16 protein-coding genes are annotated in these 21,093 nt (G+C 39.6%); 7 read left to right on the top strand and 9 right to left on the bottom strand.

The annotated features are described in order from the left end of the window. Positions 1-34: 34 nt before the first annotated feature. A complete protein-coding gene (locus J7E63_RS15140) occupies positions 35-2,020 on the bottom strand; it encodes a hypothetical protein (protein ID WP_215013717.1) in 1,986 nt (661 codons plus the stop codon). Between the two features lie 15 nt (positions 2,021-2,035). Continuing rightward, on the bottom strand, positions 2,036-3,256 hold the full coding sequence (locus J7E63_RS15135; RefSeq protein ID WP_251033551.1) for an ATP-grasp domain-containing protein: 1,221 nt from the start codon (positions 3,254-3,256) through the stop codon (positions 2,036-2,038). Positions 3,257-3,461: 205 nt separating this feature from the next. On the opposite strand from J7E63_RS15135, the gene J7E63_RS15130 reads away from it, so the two are divergent. From J7E63_RS15130 to J7E63_RS15115, 4 genes are all read left to right on the top strand, one after another. Next, positions 3,462-4,025 carry a GNAT family N-acetyltransferase gene (locus J7E63_RS15130; protein ID WP_215013713.1) on the top strand — a complete coding sequence of 188 codons (564 nt, stop codon included), beginning with the start codon at positions 3,462-3,464 and terminating at the stop codon, positions 4,023-4,025. Between the two features lie 351 nt (positions 4,026-4,376). Further along, positions 4,377-5,117: a GntR family transcriptional regulator gene (locus J7E63_RS15125; RefSeq protein ID WP_215013773.1), complete on the top strand. Its 741-nt coding sequence runs from the start codon at positions 4,377-4,379 to the stop codon at positions 5,115-5,117. Between the two features lie 273 nt (positions 5,118-5,390). Beyond that, on the top strand, positions 5,391-6,110 hold the full coding sequence (gene deoD, locus J7E63_RS15120; RefSeq protein WP_215013711.1) for a purine-nucleoside phosphorylase: 720 nt from the start codon (positions 5,391-5,393) through the stop codon (positions 6,108-6,110). A gap of 91 nt (positions 6,111-6,201) precedes the next feature. After that, a complete protein-coding gene (locus J7E63_RS15115; RefSeq protein ID WP_374193739.1) occupies positions 6,202-7,578 on the top strand; it encodes an MFS transporter in 1,377 nt (458 codons plus the stop codon). A gap of 206 nt (positions 7,579-7,784) precedes the next feature. Here J7E63_RS15115 and J7E63_RS15110 read toward each other — a convergent pair whose 3' ends face one another. The 4 genes from J7E63_RS15110 to J7E63_RS15095 form a co-directional block, all read right to left on the bottom strand. Further along, on the bottom strand, positions 7,785-9,425 hold the full coding sequence (locus J7E63_RS15110) for a bifunctional metallophosphatase/5'-nucleotidase (RefSeq protein WP_215013707.1): 1,641 nt from the start codon (positions 9,423-9,425) through the stop codon (positions 7,785-7,787). Positions 9,426-9,645: 220 nt separating this feature from the next. Then, on the bottom strand, positions 9,646-10,068 hold the full coding sequence (locus tag J7E63_RS15105; protein ID WP_215013699.1) for an HIT family protein: 423 nt from the start codon (positions 10,066-10,068) through the stop codon (positions 9,646-9,648). 204 nt (positions 10,069-10,272) lie between these two features. Further along, entirely contained in the window at positions 10,273-11,721 is a 1,449-nt protein-coding gene (locus J7E63_RS15100; protein WP_215013697.1) for a L,D-transpeptidase family protein, read from the bottom strand. A 444-nt stretch (positions 11,722-12,165) separates the two neighbouring features. Continuing rightward, complete coding sequence (locus J7E63_RS15095) at positions 12,166-13,332, bottom strand: IS256 family transposase (RefSeq protein WP_215013696.1); 1,167 nt, start codon at positions 13,330-13,332, stop codon at positions 12,166-12,168. A 508-nt stretch (positions 13,333-13,840) separates the two neighbouring features. On the opposite strand from J7E63_RS15095, the gene J7E63_RS15090 reads away from it, so the two are divergent. Together J7E63_RS15090 and J7E63_RS15085 are read left to right on the top strand one after the other, a co-directional pair. Beyond that, positions 13,841-14,323: a sigma-70 family RNA polymerase sigma factor gene (locus J7E63_RS15090; protein WP_215013695.1), complete on the top strand. Its 483-nt coding sequence runs from the start codon at positions 13,841-13,843 to the stop codon at positions 14,321-14,323. Positions 14,324-14,642: 319 nt separating this feature from the next. Further along, positions 14,643-15,752 (top strand): FtsZ/tubulin family protein, encoded by a 1,110-nt coding sequence (locus J7E63_RS15085; RefSeq protein ID WP_215013694.1) that lies wholly within the window; start codon positions 14,643-14,645, stop codon positions 15,750-15,752. 75 nt (positions 15,753-15,827) lie between these two features. Here the strand turns inward: J7E63_RS15085 and J7E63_RS15080 are convergent, their stop codons facing one another. Together J7E63_RS15080 and J7E63_RS15075 are read right to left on the bottom strand one after the other, a co-directional pair. Beyond that, a complete protein-coding gene (locus J7E63_RS15080; RefSeq protein WP_215013693.1) occupies positions 15,828-16,580 on the bottom strand; it encodes an ABC transporter permease in 753 nt (250 codons plus the stop codon). Then, positions 16,577-17,308 carry an ABC transporter ATP-binding protein gene (locus tag J7E63_RS15075; RefSeq protein WP_215013772.1) on the bottom strand — a complete coding sequence of 244 codons (732 nt, stop codon included), beginning with the start codon at positions 17,306-17,308 and terminating at the stop codon, positions 16,577-16,579. Before J7E63_RS15075 ends, J7E63_RS15080 begins: the two co-directional genes overlap by 4 nt. A 185-nt stretch (positions 17,309-17,493) precedes the next feature. On the opposite strand from J7E63_RS15075, the gene J7E63_RS15070 reads away from it, so the two are divergent. Then, a complete protein-coding gene (locus tag J7E63_RS15070; protein ID WP_215013692.1) occupies positions 17,494-19,110 on the top strand; it encodes an immunoglobulin-like domain-containing protein in 1,617 nt (538 codons plus the stop codon). 591 nt (positions 19,111-19,701) lie between these two features. On the opposite strand, the gene J7E63_RS15065 is transcribed toward J7E63_RS15070, so the two are convergent. After that, on the bottom strand, positions 19,702-21,078 hold the full coding sequence (locus tag J7E63_RS15065) for an MFS transporter (RefSeq protein ID WP_215013691.1): 1,377 nt from the start codon (positions 21,076-21,078) through the stop codon (positions 19,702-19,704). Positions 21,079-21,093: the final 15 nt, after the last annotated feature.

The raw sequence follows: 21,093 nt of genomic DNA, 5'->3' as shown, positions 1-21,093 counted from the left end.
TACTAGATCTCTTTTTCAAGGTAAAATTAATCATTTAAAGTAATATTGGATTTACATGATCATGCCACACATAATTTTTCCCCCAGCTGTCTTTTGCCAGTGCTTCCACTTCTTTAACAAGGCTGTCTTCAACCATATAGATGTCTCCTTGTTCGTATGGGTTATAGTGAAAGGCGTACATCCTTGATAAAAACTCGTGAAACGGCAGGGACGATTCACCTTCAAGTTCACCGAAACCTGAAACGCTCGGCTCTATTCCTTGACCCCAATTCTGGCCGCTGTCGTTGTTCGGATTGTAAAAATAAATCCGGTAATCCCCGCTCTGATCTTTTTTAATCCTTTGTATCGATACGGCGTGAAGTCCGAGCAGCGTCCCGTGTGCGTTTGTCGTGAAAATGCCAACCGGGTTTGGAAAAATTAATTCGTACCCTTCATTATAATCCGGATGGTGGGTCGCATAGAACAGCCTGACGAAAGTGGAATAATTTGCGACTTTCAGTGAGAATGGATCGATTACATTAATAAAGCCCTTCGGTATCCACTCACCGTAAAATTCTGGGTTCACCCACTTGTGACCGTCCTCTCCGCGAAGGAGCGTCCGTTTCATCATTTCGTTATAAATTTTATCGAGGTGGGGTACAAGAACAATCGATACAGGATCCAAATCTTGGTGGATCTCTCCAGCAACTCCCCCCGCTAGGAGGCTTGAGTGGATTGTCACCCCTTCAAATGTCATGTCAATATCATTATCACGGGCGGCACGGGCAATGTATTCGAGAAGCTGGCTGATTCCATGCTGGGACCAGAGAGATATGGCTCTCGCTGACTGGCAGGTTGGATTGAGACCCTGGCCTACACCAAGAGGTTGTCCGAGAACACTAATTACTCCAGCAACGAGCACACCGTTTAGGCTAATCCCGCACTGTTCATATTCAGGCTTTGAAAGGATTTGCTTGACCTCAGAATGGATCGGGAGTTCAAACAGGCGGCGAATGGCAGGCAGCAGGTGATCCTGTGTCAGAGCTCCGCGGTCAAGCATTCTTGCAAGGCCGTAAATGGCTTGCCGTGTTTCAGGAAAAATAGACAGCTGAATCATGTCATGAATCAGTTCTCTATTGGCATTAAAGCTCGCAGTCCCTGTTTCCGATAAATCAAGGGCAGCTGGAATCAAGTCAGGATACTTCCGGTTAAGGAACCGTAGCAGCACGGCATTATAGGGTGAAACAAGCCCCGTATCTTTTAACGCTCCTGCAAAAATCTTAGCCTCAGCCTCAAGCTCATCAGCATAGGCATCCTCTAAACTGAGCCTGTATTCCCTTTGATTGGAGGCATCCTTGCTTAGAGGTGTAGGTGCAGTGGCAGCACGTTTGTATTTTTTTAAAGCTTCCGAAGTTTTTTCATCCATTACACTTTCAATTAGTGGTTCAGACATGCTGATAATGTCTAAAATCCGCCGGGGCATAATCGGGCGCTGTACTGTCAGACGGTCTATCTCCTGAACAATTTTATCAGCGATCGCCCTGAAGGAAAGCTCTTGACCCAGGTAGTGGAACAAGCGCTGTGCCCGAATCATATGATCTTCTAATCGAAGCCGGTTTTCCTCGATTTCCGGAGGGAACAAAAGGTCGAGATTTAGAGCCAGGATTTCATTTAAAAATGCTCTTGCCTTTTCCTGGCTTAAGCTTTCATGTATGTAATCTCCTTTGGCAATGGCAAGCATTCTCATTTCACTTAACAATTCAATAATGGAATGAACATCTTTAAGCTTTAATGAACCCCCGACAAGCGGAGGCTGCATTTTCGCCGGGTCCTCCCATGGGCCGCCATGGAAAACGCCAGCTTTGTCAAACCTAGGGGCATGTCCATAGAGAATGGCCATTCCATCATCTGAACCAGCAAGTTCAATTGCCAGTTGAAAGACGTCAGTCTGGTACATGCTTTTCGCGAATGTCTTAGCCTCTTCAAGCCTGTCTAGTGCCGTTTCAAATCTATTTTTTAAGACTTCTGTTAGGTTACTCATCCTTCTCTTCCCTCCTTAAAGGTAAAAATCATATTTTTCATATTTTTTCATGAGTGTCCTCATTACTTCGCTGTCATTCCCAGAGAAGAAAATCGTCCCGTAATGGTTCCCAAAGCCCACCCGTTCTGCCACTTTGGATGTGACAGGAATGAACATATCATGTCTTTCAAAATAAGGATGGTTTTTGAGTTCAGCAGGTATATTCAGTTTTTCAATGATTTTTACGTTTGGATATACCATAAGGCTGCCAGCATACCCCATTGCAGATACCACTTCCTCAGGGAAAAAGGCCTCAAGTTCTTCTTCTGTTGTATCGGGGTCGCTGCACAGCACCTGGGCCTGAAACGCGCTGAAGCCGTATGCCTTTTCGATCAACTCAAAAATATGTCCACCAGGAACACGAGCAGCCACCTCACCGAAATTCAATGTCCCATCCGGAGCAATGAAATATTCAGGGTGTATGAGGCCATATTTGATTTCGAAGGCGTCCACAAGCTTCTCAATCGCTTCCTTGATCTGCGGCCGCCATTCTTCAAGGGAAGGGGAAGCAGGAACGAAGTTAGAGTGACCAAGCTTTACGTACTCGGTAATATTTAGGAACCTCACCTTGCCGTCATGGATAAAGGCCTCACAGGAGAATTCCTGACCATCCAGATGGCTTTCCATAAGAAGTGGAAATTCAGAATCAGAAATTTGCTCAATCTCATGTCGATCCCGAATCATGTAATGACCGACTGTACCTGCTTTATTAAATGGCTTCACATGGATGGGGTCATTCGGATCACCATCCAGCTTGATTAATGCCTCATTTACTCTATGTAAGAAGCGATAGATATCATCCTTGTTTTGAGCTTCCGCAAATACTCCCACACGGATGCCTGCCATTTGTGCTTTACGCTTCATCAACCCTTTGTCTCGGAGTAGCAGAGATTTATGGAAAATGCGTGGGTTATTCTGGAGCCTTGCATTCATGGCGCCAGCCCATTCAACAGTTTCCTCGTAGATTGGTACAGCAATTTTTGTATTAAGATCCTTTAAATTTTCGTAGAGTTCATTCGACCGCTCCTCTAAATGGTCGAATATCCATGGGACAAACTGGATTCCATGGGTGGCAGCAAAACCTTCAAATTCAGGGGGACCAACAACCACATATGGTCGATTCATTTTGTCAATCGCTTCAATTGCGTGCAGGCTCCAGCCCAGTAATGCCGTTATTTTATCCTTGTTCTCTTTCATCTGCATAACTCTCCCTATTTGAAATATTTAAAAGATCATAACAGCCCTATTTTAGCAAAATTAATTATTATAATTTTCAGATTTACAAAAACCATACAAATATTCCAAACTATCTTAATAAATAATTTACATTGATTTACTAAAATAGGGGAGACATCAGTATAGATGTTGTCATAATCAAAAATTCGGGCTAAGGGGTAATGTGATGAGAGACTGGTATAGTAGATTGACTGATTATTTTCCAGAAAAAGAAATGAAATCCAAAAAGCACTTTGAAATCCTTTTTCAAGAAAAACAAGGAATCTATCAATTAGAGGAAAGCCAAGAACATGTACTAGTCTACTTCGAAAAGTCTGATTATATCTTCATAGACTATATACTAGTGTCCCGAAACAACCGTGGAAATGGGAGAGGCAGTACGATCCTTGATCAGCTAAAACGAAAGGGGAAAGCGATCATACTAGAGGTTGAACCAGTTACTCTTATAGATCCCGACTCGGAAAAAAGAATACACTTTTATGAAAAAAATGGTTTCTTTAAGAGGGATACCATTCGTTATGAAAGAATCCATATGGTCACAAATGAGTTGAATAAAATGGACATTTTTTGCTGGTCACCAGTACATAGAACGGAAGAATGGGTGTATGACCGAATGAAAACTATATATGATGATGTACATGCTTTTAAAGCCAGGGAACTGTATGGGCGCAATCCCCAGTCTGTATCAGATGTCCTCGGGTTGAGAGAATTAACGTATAGTAAAGCTTAGTTGAAATTGTTATACAAGTCTCTAAAGTCAGTCCCACACTAAGTTATGTGTTGGGGACTGGCCCTTTTTTGTTGGTGACAGATCAAAGCAAAGAGACACCCGGACCGAAGTCATTAGGTGTCCTTTTTTTTAAAATGTACATCCTTTATAACCATCCACCAATTTCTAAACTCGTCAGGATAATTTCAACAACAATCAAATCCATTCCACGAATAATCCTCGGATCGAATGGCTAATCGTGGAGAAACCATCCATTATATAAAGTTGAATAATAAACAGAGATTAGCTTGTATTGTATTTTAGGTTGTTTATATAATGAATAAGCAAGTCTATTTAAAGGTGTGTAGGCAAATGAAAGATAAACTTGATGATCTTAATAAAACCAAACGGCCATTATTTGCGATTGTTTATGATAAATTATATAAACTTATTATGGATGGAACGTTTCCTCCTGACAGCAGGCTCCCAACGGAACCTGAATTGGCAAAAGTATTTGGTGTCAGCAGAATGACACTCAGACATGCTTTGTCGCTATTACAAGAAGATGGCTTGGTAAAAAATATCCATGGGAAAGGTAATTTTATTACAAAATTCCATCATAATAGAAATATGGTTGGACTGGAAAAGCTGGGGAATCCTTTATACAAATGCTATCCTGGAAAAGTGGATGACGTAGAACTGGATTTTAGAATTGAACTAGTAAGTGACTATGCCAAACAAGTACTGCATCGCAATATGACCGCAGTTGTTGCTTATGAACGGTGGTATAAAAGCGGTGATCAGGTAGTAGCATATGCTTTTACCATTATGGCAATAGAAGCAGTTTCTGAATTAAATTTAGATTTACAGAATGAACAACAATTATTAGAAATGCTTGATCAAAAAGTATATGAACTTGCGAATTCATCCACTATCGAAATTAAGCGTTCCAAATCCATCAATAAACCATCACTAAAATATCAAATTTTTAACGCAGAAGAATGTGATTTGATATTAGAAAGTGTATACATCAGCGACAAATATCCTGTTGTCTATAATAAATACTATATCCCAACTGAGTTCAGTCAAATTACTATCAATGTATCCAAATAATTTTCAGGCTGACAAAAAATAAATAAATTCATTGAAAGCAGTGTCATTTCTTATAAAATGCACTGTTTTTTTATTTGGCTGTAAAAAAAATATATTGTTATCAGATTTATGGTGTGATATTCTTTTCATTATGAATTGCATACAAGTTTTTATACAACTATACAACATTGTTTTAAAATGGACTTAGCATGAAGTAAATGTAAGCGGAAACATGTAGAGTGTGAAGGTTACTTTTGGTAACTCCGCAAAATTCTAATAAAAGGAGAAATTAAAATGAGTACACGTGAACTAAAAGAAACAGCACATATCAAACCAAATGGGGTAGAGATTGCAGAGACCATCCTTTTACCAGGGGACCCATTAAGAGCCAAATTTATTGCCGAGTCCTACTTGGAAGACGTGGTACAGTTCAATTCCGTTCGTAATATGTTTGGCTATACAGGAACTTATAATGGAAAGAAAATATCGGTTATGGGAACAGGAATGGGGATGCCTAGCATGAGTCTTTATTCTTGGGAACTGATTCATGTATTTGGTGTAAAAAACTTGATTCGCATTGGTTCATGTGGTGCAATTCAGGATCATTTGAACTTGTATGATATCGTTTTCGCAATGGGTGCCTCGACAGATTCCCATTATGTACATCAATATAATCTTCCTGGACACTATTCAAATATTGCATCTTTTTCGCTATTGGAAAAAGCCAAAAAAGTGGCTGATGAAAAAGGCCTTCCAGTACATGTTGGAAATGTCCTTACAAGTGATATTTTTTATAATGCGGATCCAACAGCGGTAGAAAAATGGAGTAAAATGGGGATTTTAAGTGTTGAAATGGAGACTGCGGGACTTTATATGAATGCTGCCCATGCAGGGGTTAATGCACTTACGATTTTAACGGTAAGTGACCATATTTTTAGAAATGAACAAACAACATCGGAAGAAAGAGAAACAGCCTTTACCAATATGATGGAAATCGCATTGGAACTTGCTTAAGCGGAGCACTATCCTGAGTGGCAGCCAATAATCTAGGCAACATAGAAACGACTTATTTCTGGAAGAGGAGGAGAATAGTAAAATGACTACAATGAGTGTAAGTGAAAGTGTGACGGAAGCTCAGGAATATAATGTGAAAAAAGCTGTACCTATTATCTTACTATTATTTTTATTATGTTTGGTCATTGACAATTCCTTTAAAATTATTTCGGTAGATATGGCAAAAGATTTTAATATTTCTGCAACCACGGTTAGCTGGCAAGCCACCTTGGCTGGACTTATGATTGGAATCGGAGCAGTTGTATACGCAGCCCTGGCGGATTCCGTCAGTATTAGACGACTTTTTATTGTGGGTATTATGTTAATATGTATCGGTTCAGTTTTGGGTTATATTTTTCAGCATTCGTTCATCCTGGTTGTTTTTTCACGCATTATCCAAACCGCCGGGTTAGCATCAGCTGAAACGTTATATGTAATATTTGTGGCTAAACACTTGCCTCCAAGTGAACAAAAGAAGTTTTTGGGATTAAGTACCAGCAGTTTTGCCCTTTCACAGGTAATTGGAGCATTGACTGGGGGATATATTTCCACTTATTTTCATTGGACAACTCTATTTTTAGTTCCATTGGTAACCCTTTTTACCCTTCCTTTTATTTTGAAATATCTACCAAAAGATGAGAGGAAAGGCGGTAATGTTGATGTAATTGGCTTATTTCTAGTAGGAGCTATCGCTGCATCCCTATTGTTATATATTACTGGTTTTAACTATATTTATCTTCTCGTGTTTATTGCCACAATTGCCTTGTTCATAGTTTATATCAGCAAGGACTCTAAAGCTTTCATTGGCATTTCATTTTTCCAAAATAAGCGTTTCATCTCTTTGTTAGCCATCGCTTTTGTTATTTACTCAGTGCAATTAGCGTATATTTTCTTATTTCCGTTTCTCCTTGAAAAGCTTTATGATTTGAAACTTAATACCATTTCATTATTGCTAATTCCAGCTTATGTCTTAGCCGCCACTGTTGGGGCACTTTCTGGAAAAATCGCTAGGGTATTAGGAACCAGGCAATGTATTACTATTGCAATGGTTGGTATTACAACCAGTCTATTGGTAGGCGGATTTTTTGTACAAAGTTCTGTGATTGTGTTCGTATTTTCCATGATGTTATTCTCTAGTTCGTTTGCGTTAATGTATGCCCCGATGATTGATTCATGCGTTAGCACTATTGCGAAAGAAAACTCGGGAACAGCGGTCGGATTTTATAATTTGATTCTTAATGTAGCTGCTTCCATTGGAATAGCCTATACAGCAGCAATGATGGATAACTCATCAATGAATGGAAATATCTTAGAACATCTAAATAATCCGGACGCTTCCTTATATAGTAATATTTTATTGGTTCTTTCACTCATTACTGTTTTCAGCTTATTCCTGTATTGGGCGTTAGTAGGACGATTTTCAAAATAAATATTTAAGAAGTGATCACCCAGCTGTAATATAGATTGGGCTTGGCATTAAGCCAAGCTTTTTTATTTTTTAGGATTAAATTGTGTTAATTTTAAAAATGAGGGTGACAATAAGGGTAATTGTCACCCTCGCCTGCCTTTACTGCACACTTAGAGTGGCAGCTTGGTAGTTTACTGAAAATGTAGAACAGGTCTCCTAACATGGGGTTATTTAATTTTCGTGACTCGTCCTTCGATCAATGAAGCAAATGGCTGCTTCAGCTGCTTCACATAATTTTCAAAGACATCGATGTCAACCGGTCCGTCCACTTTGTTTGTCCCTTCAAGGAAAACGGTGAAATCGTCACCGCCATTAGCCAGGTAGCTTGTAACTGTAACTGTATATTTGGAATCAGGGTTAATAGGGGTCCCGTCAGCACGGAAGATATCAAGGACTTTTCTTTTCGTACCCTTAGTTCCGCTCCAGGTGTATTTCAGTCCGGAAATTTGCAGCATACGCACGATTCCCTTCGGCTGCCATTGCTGATTCAAGACTCGGCGAATTTGGTCGCCGGTCAAAGTCACTTTAACTAGATTGTTTTTAAACGGTAGAATGGTGAACAGCTCTCCCCAATTGACCTCCCCAGCTTGGATATCGGCCCGGATTCCAGCAGGGTTCATAAAAGCGAAGTCAGAGTTCATGGCTTTTCGTTGGGAATCGGCAATCAGATTTCCTAAAGCGGATTCACCGCTTTTGTTCTTAATGCCGGTAATGTCGTTTTCAGCCGTTCCAACGACTTTACTTACGATGGGAGCAACCTTGGCCTCGTACTTTTTCACCATTTTCTTAATTTCCTCGTCCGGTTTGATGGCATCCTGATAGACGTTTACAATTTCAGCTTTTTTGGTCACGATCTCTTTAGTTGCCGGATCAAGCTCTAAGTCTACGTCGGAGAAAGCTGTTCCGTAAGAATAAGCTTCAACAAGCAGCTTTCCGTCCACTTCTGCGTTAAGATACGTATGAGTATGACCGCCAAACATCACGTCTACTTCATCGTCTACCTTTTTGGCGATATCAATGATGTCTCCGGTAGCGGCACCAGACAGGGCGGACTGACTGCCACCATTGTGCGCAAGAACGACGATAGCTTTAACGCCTTGTTTTTTGAGTTCTGCCACTGCTTTATTAATGGCTTTCACTTCATCTGTGAACTTTACTCCCACTAATACACTCGCATTCGCAATCTTGGGGGTATCGCTCAATACAACTCCAATAAATCCGATCGGTATGCCATTAAACGTTTTAATTTCATAGGGAGGGAGAATCAGTTTACCCGTTTTTTCGTCAATAACGTTGGCACATACATAAGGGAATTGAGCACCTTCAAAGTATCCGGCCTTCGGGTTGGTTCCACCGTGGATCAGGCGCATCATTTCTTTCACACCCCGATCAAATTCGTGATTCCCTAACGTTCCCAAATTAAAGCCTATTTTGTTCAACACTTCAATCGTAGGTTCATCTTGCAAAAGTGAAGATACGGGTGCGCTGCCACCAACCATGTCACCTGCATGGACCAAAAGAGTGTTTTTGTTCTCCCCTTTCCTTTGCTTCAAATAGGCTGCTAGATATTCGACTTTGCCCATATACCTTCCGTTAAATTTACGGGTCCTGTCCAATTGTCCGTGCAAATCGTTAAGGCCGAGTAATTGTACTTGAATGAAACGGTTCTTATCATTCTCGGTGTTATTGGGTATGCCTGGAGATTCAGAATTTCCGTTGGCCAAAACAAAACCCGCAGATATTGTGGTCGTAAGAACAATAGCAGGAATTGCCTTTTTCACTGCGTCCCAATTCAAAGTTGCCCTCACTCAGTTCTCCCCTCCCAATCCTTTAGTGGATTACTACTTTAGGATAAGGAGAAATTGTTAATTTTAGATAACATTCCCATAAATTTTAAGTTAATTTAAGCCATTTTTTTAAGGCAAACAAAAGAGAAGTGCGCTACACTCACACTTCTCCCTCTTACGGCACGGAAATTTTACTCGGTACCGACCCTGATTCAATTTTACAAATAACTTTCAATAGATGTTACAGAGCTCCTTTTATTGTCTCAATCATGTTATGATATTCTTCTTCTGTTAAGTATGTTTTTCCTGGGTTCATCTCGAAAGTGGACCCCCAATTTTCTTTTCCTTCATACTTAGGCACAATGTGCATATGTAGATGATGTAACGTATCACCATACGCTCCATAATTAATCTTATTTGGTTGGAAAGCCTGATCGACCGCTGCAGCTACCTTTTTTACATCGTTCATAAAAGACGCTAATTCATCATGACTGAGCTGAAATAGTTCTTTAACATGATCCTTATAAACTACATTACATCTGCCAGTATACGTCTGTTCTTTAAAAAGAAAGACTGTTGAAACCTCCAACTCACATATTTCAATCATAAGATTGTCTCGTCTTTCATCCTTCATGCAATACATACAATCTTTATTTAGTTCCATCTTTTTTCTGCCTCACTTATTTATGAATTTTGAACCTATCTCTATAGTACCTCAGTTATGAAAAATATATTTAGATTTGGATTCCTTAATAGGCCGTCAGGATGGATGATCGCTTTTTGTCTTTTTCTTGATGAGGCAAAAAAGTAGAAACTCCACATAAAAAATCAGGAAATCATTGACGATTTCCTGACTCTAATCGATTGTTTAATAGATGACCACTGGCTCGTATGTGCTGAGATTATTATATACGGTTTTCATAACATCTGGCGGTGTGTTGACACAACCATGCGATCCTGCTGTAAGATAGGCTTGGCTTGACCAGTTTGACCGGAAGCCCGCATCGTGAAATCCTTGTCCATCATTCGTAAAAGGAGCCCAGTAATTAACTTTTACGGAATAACCTGGTTTTCCTCCGAGTTCTCTGCCCGTTAGTATCGAAGGTGTGCGTTTATAAAGAATATACCACACTCCTTTTGATGTATCATTACCGGTGCTGTGTTTCCCGGTCACAACATTCGATGTGACGACTAATTTACCATTTTTGTAAATCCAAATCCGCTGTTGTGCAATCGAAACTTCAGCATATGTATCACCGATACCATTGTTTGATGTCGTTTCATAACCATAGCCTTCACCACTCCAGCCATGTCCGATAATATTAGCAGCAACGATCGATTTCTCGCCTTTTTCAAAAGCTTTCTTAATCTGTGTTGTTTCTTTTTCCACATCTAATGCCCAGCCATAGCCTTTTCCTTTTACAGTTTTGACTGCACCTGAATGGGTCTTAAATGTGAAATCTTTATCTAATGTGGATTGAGAACTATTAATTTCAGCAATTTTCTCGTTAATATCGCTTGGGTCAATCGTGACCTTCAAGTCTTTTGTCACAGAGGCATTTTTAATTAATTCGCTGCCTTTTAACGAAAAAACTTTATCCTGTACCTTATAATCAACGGTTTGCAGAAGGAGTTCTTCTAGCCTTTTCTGTTCATTTTTTACAATCGGACTGTCTTCTTTGATTGGCTGGATGTATACAGGGTTCAAACGGATTTCACTCGTATATCCCTGCTTTTCGTAGTCCTTTAATAGACTGGCGAAATCAAGCTGCTGTCCATCATTACTTTTTGAGACGACAACTTTACCTTGTTCCAAACTGGCCTTCGCATCTTTAGGCGCAGTTAAACTCTTATTCATTGAAAGTAGCTTTTCTTCCACTTGTTTCTTCATCTCTTGGCTGCGATACTGATCGGGTTGGCTCGGCATTAATGAAAATTCTTTTGCCTTTGAAGAAGGAAAATACGTTCGCTGGCTGTTTAATAATTTTTTAACACCTGCCAGATCCTTATCTGTAAAACCCATCTTCGTATCTTGTCCATCAAAAATTTGTTGTTGCCCGACATAGACGACGTTTTTTAAAACAGCTGTATTTAATTTGTTAAGTGCCTCGTCAGCAGTCAGTCCATTGACATTTACGCCATTAATCTTGATATTTGCATTAAAATGGTTGGCCTGATAATAGCTGATTGCCCCAAATATGAGCGCTATAATAATGATTATACCCGTTGTAATAAACTTCCAGTTCGTATACCATTTAAAAGATTTTGCCCGCCGTTCTCCAATTTCTTCCACTGATTCTTTCACAGCATTTTCCATTAAAATTCCCCCCGCATACCTAACAATCAAGCTTTCGACGTCTTTCGACTTGAAGCTTTTGGTTTTGCATCATAAATATAAATTATAGTATCAATTCTCAAATTTTACTACTATTCTACTAGATATAAAGTGTGAACTTTGTCACATTTTGTATCTGCTTGAAATTTTTTTTGTCTTTTTGTAATTTGGTTGCCTGAAGTTAGGGTTGGTTCAGTCAAGTCCTAAATATTGTGTAAATTGCTAAACAATGTTTTTAACTAAAAATTTGTTATATTTAATAAATTTGATTAACCGACTTATCCCCCTTAACATTTTTCGAGCGTTACTTCCATGGGTTTCAATCTCCATATCCAGTCAAGGGTGTCAAAGGCGGTTTTTCCTTTGATAGCCTTGACTGGATATGGAATAATCCATAAATGGAAGTACGTTGAAAATTAAACTTAGCTACCTTTTAATAGATTTTTGCTTTGAATAAATGGACTCTTGATAATGCATCAAAACAGCTCCTACTAAACGAAAAGCAGATTGTGTATTAGGGAAGATACGAATTACTTTTTCTCTTCTTCGGACTTCCTGATTTAATCGCTCAAGAGAATTTGTACTACGGATATGACAACGGATATCTTCTGGGTGTTCCATGTATTGGATGGTATCTTCGAATCCTTCATCTAATATTTTCAGAGCTTGTTCGTATTTAGAATTATCCCCAAACTGACTCATCAGTTCGTCTTTAAAATTCCGCATATCCTCAATTGTGACTGCATCAAAAATACGCTTAATCATCATACGTATTTCATCTGAGCCCTTTTTTGGAAGCTTTTCTAAGACATTTCGTTTAAAATGGACGTTACACCTTTGCCAACTAGTTCCAATAAATTCACGTTGAATCGCTTTTTGAAGCCCTTGGTGAGCATCTGAAATGACTAGTTTTGGGGATTGAAGGCCACGGGATTTAAGTTGTTGGAGAAAGCGACTCCAACTTTCATAACTTTCAGCATGATCCACACTTAAACCAAGTATTTCACGTTTTTTGTTTTCTGTAATAGCAGTGGCAATATAAACAGCCTTAGAGACGACACGGTGATGTTCACGCACTTTTATATACATTGCATCTACAAAAACAAAAGGATAGTACCTTAAATTTAAGGGCCGTTTGGCCCATTCATTGATAATAGGATCAAGCTTCTGAGTAAGTGAAGAAACAAACGATTTTGAGATACTTTCACCACAAAGTTGTTCCACGATATGTGTAACTTTGCGTATAGAAACGCCATTGATAACCATCTCTAGCATAGAGAGAACTAATGCCTGGTCACACCGTGAGTATTTCTCAAAAACTGAAGGTGAGAATTCACCATTACGAGTTCTAGGAACCTTTAGTTTTATTTTACCGATATTCATCGTTAATTCACGTTCATAGTAGCCATTACGGTAGTCACGACGCTCATTAGAGCGTTCATACGCAGCAGCGTGTAAATAATCATCTCTTTCTTTCTCCATGTACTCATTCAAAACCAGAACAACAGCTGATTTAACAACTGTGTCTATATTTGAATTCATTACTGATTCTTTTAAAAGATCCATATCTAGGCTAAACTGTAATTGGGTCATTCTTATTCCTCTTCTCATTGTTTATCGTCGTTGAAAACATTGTTTCCAAGAGGGATAAAAATGACCCCTTTCTTTTTACACAATTATATGGACTTAATCGTTGGTTCGGACTGAGCTTTCTTTTTTAACCAATTTCCAATAATTATCCAGCAAATGTCGTAAGTTTCTTAAATTATGTAATAAGTGTACGGAATTATGGAGTAAGTTCCTAGAGTTAGGTAGTAAGTGGACGAAATTATATAGTAAGTCCCAATAATTATGTAGTAAGTGTGCGGAATTATGTAGTAAGTTCCTATATTTATGTAGTAAGCATCTGCAATTCACCCCAAAATCGACTGAAACTCCAAAAAACGCCTCCAAAAATCAAATTTGCTAGTAAAAATTACCTCAATTAGCCCAAAATCCCTTCCAAAAGTGAATATTGTCCGTTCGATACGATCAAGCATTCACGCTATGGTAGAGGTACCCGGGAATACATGAAAAGCGCGCTTTCTGAAAGGACTTTCCCTTGGAAAGCTTTGAACAGTTAGTCGACCAGTACCAGCCCATGCTCCATAAAATCATGCACTCGCTCCACCTTTACAAGCACCATGAGGAATTCTATCAGCACAGTCTCATCGCCCTTTGGGAAGCCAGCCAGCGCTTCGACCCCCAAAAAGGGAGCTTCACCAACTATGCTTACACCTATATCAAAGGCTACCTTCTCATGGAATTGAAAAAATTACACCAAGACCAAGAACGAAATGTTCACCCTGAAGAGCAATTCTGGAACCTGGCAGCAGATCCCTATTCGGATGACCCATTACAGGAGGAAATTCTATTATCCTACTGCGAAACGCTGACACCGAATCAAAAGAAATGGCTCCTGTATACCATCCGTGATAGCCTATCAGTCAAGGAAATTGCCGAACTAGAAAAGGTATCCTTATCAGCCGTGAAAGGTTGGCGTAGTGGTGCCAGGGAAAAAGTAAAGAATTTAATACGGGAGTAGAATACGAGAGCAAGATTTATGCGTCCGGTCGTCATACCTGCGAAGGATGTCGAGGGAAGACTTCAAAAATGACTCATTAAAAAAGGAACCATGTTTAACTGCTGAACCAGACTTGAATACAAAAATGGTTCTTGGTGTCAGGCACCACAGATGGACAAATGTCCTTTCATGGTGCCTGACACCATTTTTAATATGTAGCGATTGTTAAGTCACAGTTGGTTTATTCATTTTTCAACTACTATTTTTAGGCATTTTTTAAATGATAAAGTCTAATTTCGAAAAACATGAGTATCATTTTAGTAATGAAGGAGGCGATCTGATGGAATCAATTGGGATTTTAGGAGTCGGGCAAGCAGGCGGTAATTTAGCGGAAGTTGCCTCATCGATGGGGTTTCAAACCGCACTTATCAATACGAACAAACGCGATGGCATAGTGAACACAAAAGTGGAAAGGAAGTATTTTGTTCCTGGTTACAATGGTGCTGGGCAGGATCGATCCATCGGTTTAAAAGCAGTTAACGATAACTACCGAGAGATTGTCGACTTTGTAAAGAATTCCTTTAAGAAAATTAAACTTTTATTAGTGGCCTTCTCAACCGATGGGGGTACTGGATCAGGGATGAGCCCGTTATTGATTGATCTGTTATTGGAACATCTGTCCGGCGTTAACATAGGTGCCATTCCAATTGTTCCTGATCGAAATGTATTAACAGGTAATCGCATCAATGCTACACAGTGTATTGAAGAGCTTTCCAAGATAAACTCGCTTTCATCGGTATTCCTAGTTGATAATGATCAAATGAGAAAGTTAAACCCACAATCCAGTAAACATCAAATCTACCTTTCTTCTAATCAACAAGTCATGGAAGCCATTAAGAGTGTGTTGCAAGTAACGAAAAAGAGCTCGTTTTACGGAAACTTTGACGAAACTGACCTAATGAATATTTTGGGAACAAGAGGTGTAACGATTATATCTTCTGCAGCAATTACCGATGCAAAAACAACCTCAGATGTTACTAGTAAAATACAACAATCTTGGGCTACCTCCGTATTCTGTCCGGTGGAGTCAACCGGTGTAATCCGCGCGGGGTTAATCTACGAAGGCCCGGAAAAAATGGCTAAACTAATTAATGTTCCATCCATTTTTGAACTGATTGGAGAACCACTCGAATTATTCGAAGGGACCTACTTCTCTGAATCAGATCCAACGGTAACGACTATTTTGGCGGGACTCGCCTTTCCTTCACGGCGCCTGCATGCCCTTGAGGAATCCCTAGAAAAAAACAAAGATCGGTTACAGAACCTAGTCAAAAAGGAACATACCCAGAAATATGAATCAAAAATAGCTTGGGCATCAACCCTAAAAGCCAAACCTCAGGAGAGAAAGCCCAGCACCGTAACCTCTAAGTTAGATAAATACCAAAAATAAGAGGAATATATAGTTATTGGTGTCAGGCACCACAAATGGACAAATGTCTTTTCGTGGTGCCTGACACCATTTGCATTATTTCCCCCTTAGTAACTGCATGCGCTCGTTGAAAAGGCTTGGGTACGATAAATATCCGAGCATGGCGCTTGTGACTGCAGCGGTTGTTAACAAGAGAAAGAGAATGAGCAATTGAAATTGGACTGCTTGCATAGGGTTGGCTCCTGCGATGATTTGGCCACTCATCATTCCCGGCAACTGGACGAGGCCGATTGTTTTCTGGCTCTCAATGGTCGGAATCATGCTTGCTTTTATAGAAGTGATGAGCTGTGTGTGTATGGCTTGTTTAGGTGTTCCGCCGAGTGACAGGATGAGTTCCGCCTCATCTTGATGCGCCTCTACTTCTGCTGTGAATCTGTTGAGGAAGAGAATAGCGAGCACCATCGAATTTCCGATGACCATTCCGCTAATTGGGATAATGTATTGGGCCGTGGCAGGTGTGATCTTGAATCCTAATAAAATACTTTGTGTCAACACTTCAATTACTAATAATGTGACGATCAATTTCCATGTGATCCCTTTTATAGAAACGCCTTTTTTTCGGGCACTTTGTGTCGCTGCGGCAATCATGATTGTCACCATCAGGAAAATATACATCATATGTTCGGAATCAAATACAAACTTAAGAATATACCCAACCGCCAATAATTGAATGATGGAACGTATCACAGCTATGATGGTGTCTCTTTCCAGTCCCAAGTTAAGCGTTTTGGATAAAATAATTGGAAGGAAAACGAAAATAAGGGCAATAGTTAAGTGGAGGTAACTCATTCCAGATCCCCCTTTACAAAAAGTTGTACTTTCTCATTAACAGGAGCGCGCAGTAAGCTGCTTTTTCCTGTTTCAATCACTTCACCATTCATCATGACCCAAGTGTTGTGTCCAATCGTCATTGCCTGCTGTAAATTATGGGTAATCCAGATGATAGTGGTCCCGTATTTTTGATTAATTTTTACAATGAGTTCTTCGATTTCCAGCTGTGATACACGATCAAGTGAAGAAGTGATTTCATCAAGCAATAATATCTGTGGATGGTTAACAAGTGTCCTTGCTATCGATACTTTTTGACGTTGTCCTCCTGATAAATCCTTGATAGGTCGAAGCAAATATTCCTCCTCTAACCCCACATCATGCAATAAATTTTTTGCATCTTTTTCAGCTAGTTGTTTTCCTTGCAATGCTAATGGTAAGGCAAGATTTTTTAGAACACTGCCATTAATCATTGGCGCACTTTGAAGTGCAATCCCCACAAGCCTGCGTAATTCCACGGGTTCATAGCTGCAGATAATGTTACCTTTGATATGAATTTCTCCCGCACCAGGTGATAGCAACCCATTACATAATTTGAGCAAAGTCGTTTTCCCTGCTCCTGAAGGCCCCACTAAAGTGGTAATATAACCTTCGGGGAAAGATCCCGTAATATTTTTTAAAATATGGTTACCATCAAGTGAATAATTGACATGATTAAAATGCACGGCGGGTTTATAGCCTGAAGTCATCAGATACACTTCCTTTAAAAAAGAAAACAGCAAACCCTCATACTGTTCTGTTTTCTTCATATTTTATATTCCGAGGTCATCTTCCTAAAAATAACAAATCCTTACAGCGGCGTCCATACAAAATTACCAGTCACTATGTTATGATAATACTAGACAAAGATATTCATAGACTGGAGTTTTGATACGTGAAGCTACCTTTTTTCAAAGCAGGACTATTAACCTGTTTAACTATTAGTTTGTTTTATGGGAATGCTTCTGCAGAGTCAGATTTATCCGCCAAATGCGGTGAGATTAAACCGAATGTCAATCCACCTTTCCAACAAATTAACTGCTTACTTACCAATGCAGCAGTAGCGGCTGACATTCCTCCTGAAGTGGTAAAAGCCGTGGCTACACAGGAAAACGGGAGCTGGAAACAATTTGACGATGCTGGTGAGCCTGTTATTTCTCATGATGGTGGTATCGGTCTCATGCAGCTTACCAATCAAAAGGAATACGTCCAAGATAAGTTAAAAAACGATATCGTCTATAATATCGAGACCGGTGTAAGAGTCCTTAGCAGTATGTATACACGAACGGATTTGCCGAAAATCAAAGGGGCAGGACGCCAGGTGATTGAAAATTGGTATTTCCCTGTTATGGCATACAACGGGACAAAACCTGTGAACAGTCCGCTTAAACAAGAGACCGGTGAGAGAAATAAGGATGCTTATCAAGAACAAGTTTTTGCCAAATTAGAAGCTCAAAGTTATTTAGACGATACAAAACTAGCACAATACCCATTTAGCACATCTGATTTTGACTATGATCGTGATAGCACTGAAAGCATTAAGTTTAATAGGTTGGAATACATACTAACTGGTCAAGTACACAACTCCGCTTATTTTTTTAAAGTTGGAAACCGAGTGGTAACGACGGCGGACGATGTTAAATTACGAACAGCACCAGGTACTACGATTCTCAAAACCTTACCTAAAAATACAGCATTGATCATTGACGGAGAATTTACTTATGACTCTACAAATCAATATGTTTGGTACCCTGTTTTAACCGAAGACCATAAGATGAGAGGATATGTTTCTTCAGCTTATATAATAAAGGATACGGTGAAACCTGTCATTACAGGTGCCACAAGCAAATCTATTCCGATCAAATCCAATTTTAATGCTTTAACAGGTGTGAAAGCATTAGATAATGTAGATGGTGATATCACAAGTGCTATTCATGTGACGGGTATGGTTAATACGACGAAATTAGGCACGTACGATTTAATTTACAATGTAGCTGACAGGTCTATGAATGTGACTACAGTTAAAAGAAGAATAACAGTATATGATAATGTAAAACCTGTCATTTCAGGTGCCACCAACAAAACAATAAGACTAAATTCTTCATTTAATCCAAGAGCAAGTGTGACGGCGAGCGATAATATTGACGGTAATTTGACTAGTAAAATTACCGTCAGTGGCACCGTTAATACAAAGAAAAAGGGTACTTATACATTAAAGTACACGGTCACTGATTATTCAAAGAACGTTACCACTGTTACGAGAAAAATCACGATTGACAGTACAAAACCAGTCATTTCTGGGGCTAAAAATATAACCATTCGTTACAAATCTTCCTTCAATCCGAAAACAGGGGTAACCGCAAAAGACAATTTAGATGGCAGTTTAACCAGTCAGATAAAAGTAACAGGAACGGTTAGTACAAAGAAAAAAGGCTCCTATACATTAACGTACACTGTTACTGATAAATCCCAAAACACGACAGTAGTGAAGCGGATGATTACAGTAAAATAGGAACAGGGACATTGTCCCCTCTTTCAAACAGCTAGTGGGTTCAGACCCCCACTTAGCTAAAGTTTACAATGGTAAAGTATGATAGTGAGGCAGAGAGTAAAAGCTCTCTGTCTTTTCATTTTTTTGGGATTTATACTAATCAAACGTTTGTTTGAAATAGTTGCACGTACTGAATCATAACAATATGAAAACAGATAGATTAATAGGTCTATGAATAGAATTTGCGTTTTCCCAAATAAGTCCTCTAAAGTTGAATCCAGGTGGACTCACCCTAAAAGAAGCTCATTACAACTGAAATATTGTGTAAAATTACACTTCCATATTGGGTCAGAGTGTTCGTTGTTAAAGTCTATTTCTGTGTGAACCACCCTTTCGAATTTACGCCGTCTCCCTCTCCCCACCTTCAGCATCTATCTGTCTCTTCCCAATTCTCCTCTTAATCGACCTCATAACATGGTACGTGGTTGGTACAATAACCAAGGTTAATAAACGTATTACCAATAAATAAATAGTATTACTAGGGACTGAGAACCAGATGTAAATATCGAAAATCTCGTCCCTAGCTTATCTTTGGATAAAGTAAAACTATTGTTATGAAGTCATGGGTTTACGAAATGCAGATCGCACATAAATAATCCCGCAACCAATCGATAGGATGACTACAATTGTCAACCCCCAATAGATATTGCTGTATGCATGCGCTAATGGGAGGCCCTTTTGCCAGTTTAGAGCACTGGCCGTCATAGCAACACCGAATGCACCGCTGAAAAATTGAAGAAGCTGAAATAGTCCAAGTCCAGAACCAATCTGTTTTGGGAGTAATAATCTGGACATTTCATTCGATATGCTGCTTGTCAAGATTGTGAAGCTAATACTCATTAACATGTAGATGAACATGATTGCAAGATAAGAAGTTCCTTCAAACAAAGCGAATAAAACGACTGATGCCAGTAGGAGCAACGGAATATATCTGATGATCGAACTGTTTCCTTTTGAATCGATGATTCGTCCTACCTTTTGGGAGACAAGCATAGCTAAAAATGCACCTGGGAAAATCACTAGCCCAGCTTCGATAGCGCTAAGGCTATATTGTTTAACAAGGATTTGTGGCATTAAAAATAGTGTCGAAAAGCTACAGATATATGCCGCAATACCGACTGCTCCTAAAATTAGATAAGAGCGATTTAGGAATAGCGCTGGGAGCACGAAAGGTTCCTTAGCTGAGCGTATGCGGACGATGAACATTACAATCGCAATTAGTCCGGACACCAGCGCGATCCAGGAATGGTTCGTTAAGAAAAGAAGAAGTCCCGTCGTACCAACGCCTATGAATAGTGCACCTAAAACGTCGAAAGAACCTTTTTTGGGTTTTTCTTTTGGAATTAGAATCACAAAAAAAGGGACTAACAGTAAAGTTATCGAAGTCAAGACAAACAAAATATGCCAGCCCAAATATTCGACGATCGCGCCACCAACGACAGGCCCTAACCCTAGACCTAGCGATACTGAAGACAAAATCATAGCCATTGCTTTACCACTGCGCTCTATAGGAACGTAACGGGTGATTAGTATCAGTGACAAGGCTGGGATTGAACCCGCTCCGGATGCTTGAAAGATGCGCACGATTAGCAACATGATAAAGCTGTTGCTGAACAAACCTACTATCGCGGCAAGACTAAGAGATAAAACCCCAATAATGAAGAGCCTTCGGATTGGAACAAAATCAGCTAGTCGGCTATACGTAATTGATGAGATAGCGAATACGATAGAATAGCTTGTCACGATCCACGAAGTTGAAGAAGCAGATAATTGAAATGCTGCCGCCACGTCCGGCAAAGCTAAATTAAACATCATCGTGTTCATGATGACCAGTACAATCGATATACCAAGCAGGAGAGTAACCATTCCTTCTCTCATGGCGTGCTGCTCTGTAGCTTGGATAGAATTAATTGTAGTTTCGGATGTCATTTTTTTCCCCTCACT

It is taken from the genome of Bacillus sp. ISL-75 (assembly GCF_018613095.1).
The sequence above is the reverse complement of the archived record's forward strand: the minus strand, read 5'-3'. Positions and strand labels throughout refer to the sequence as shown.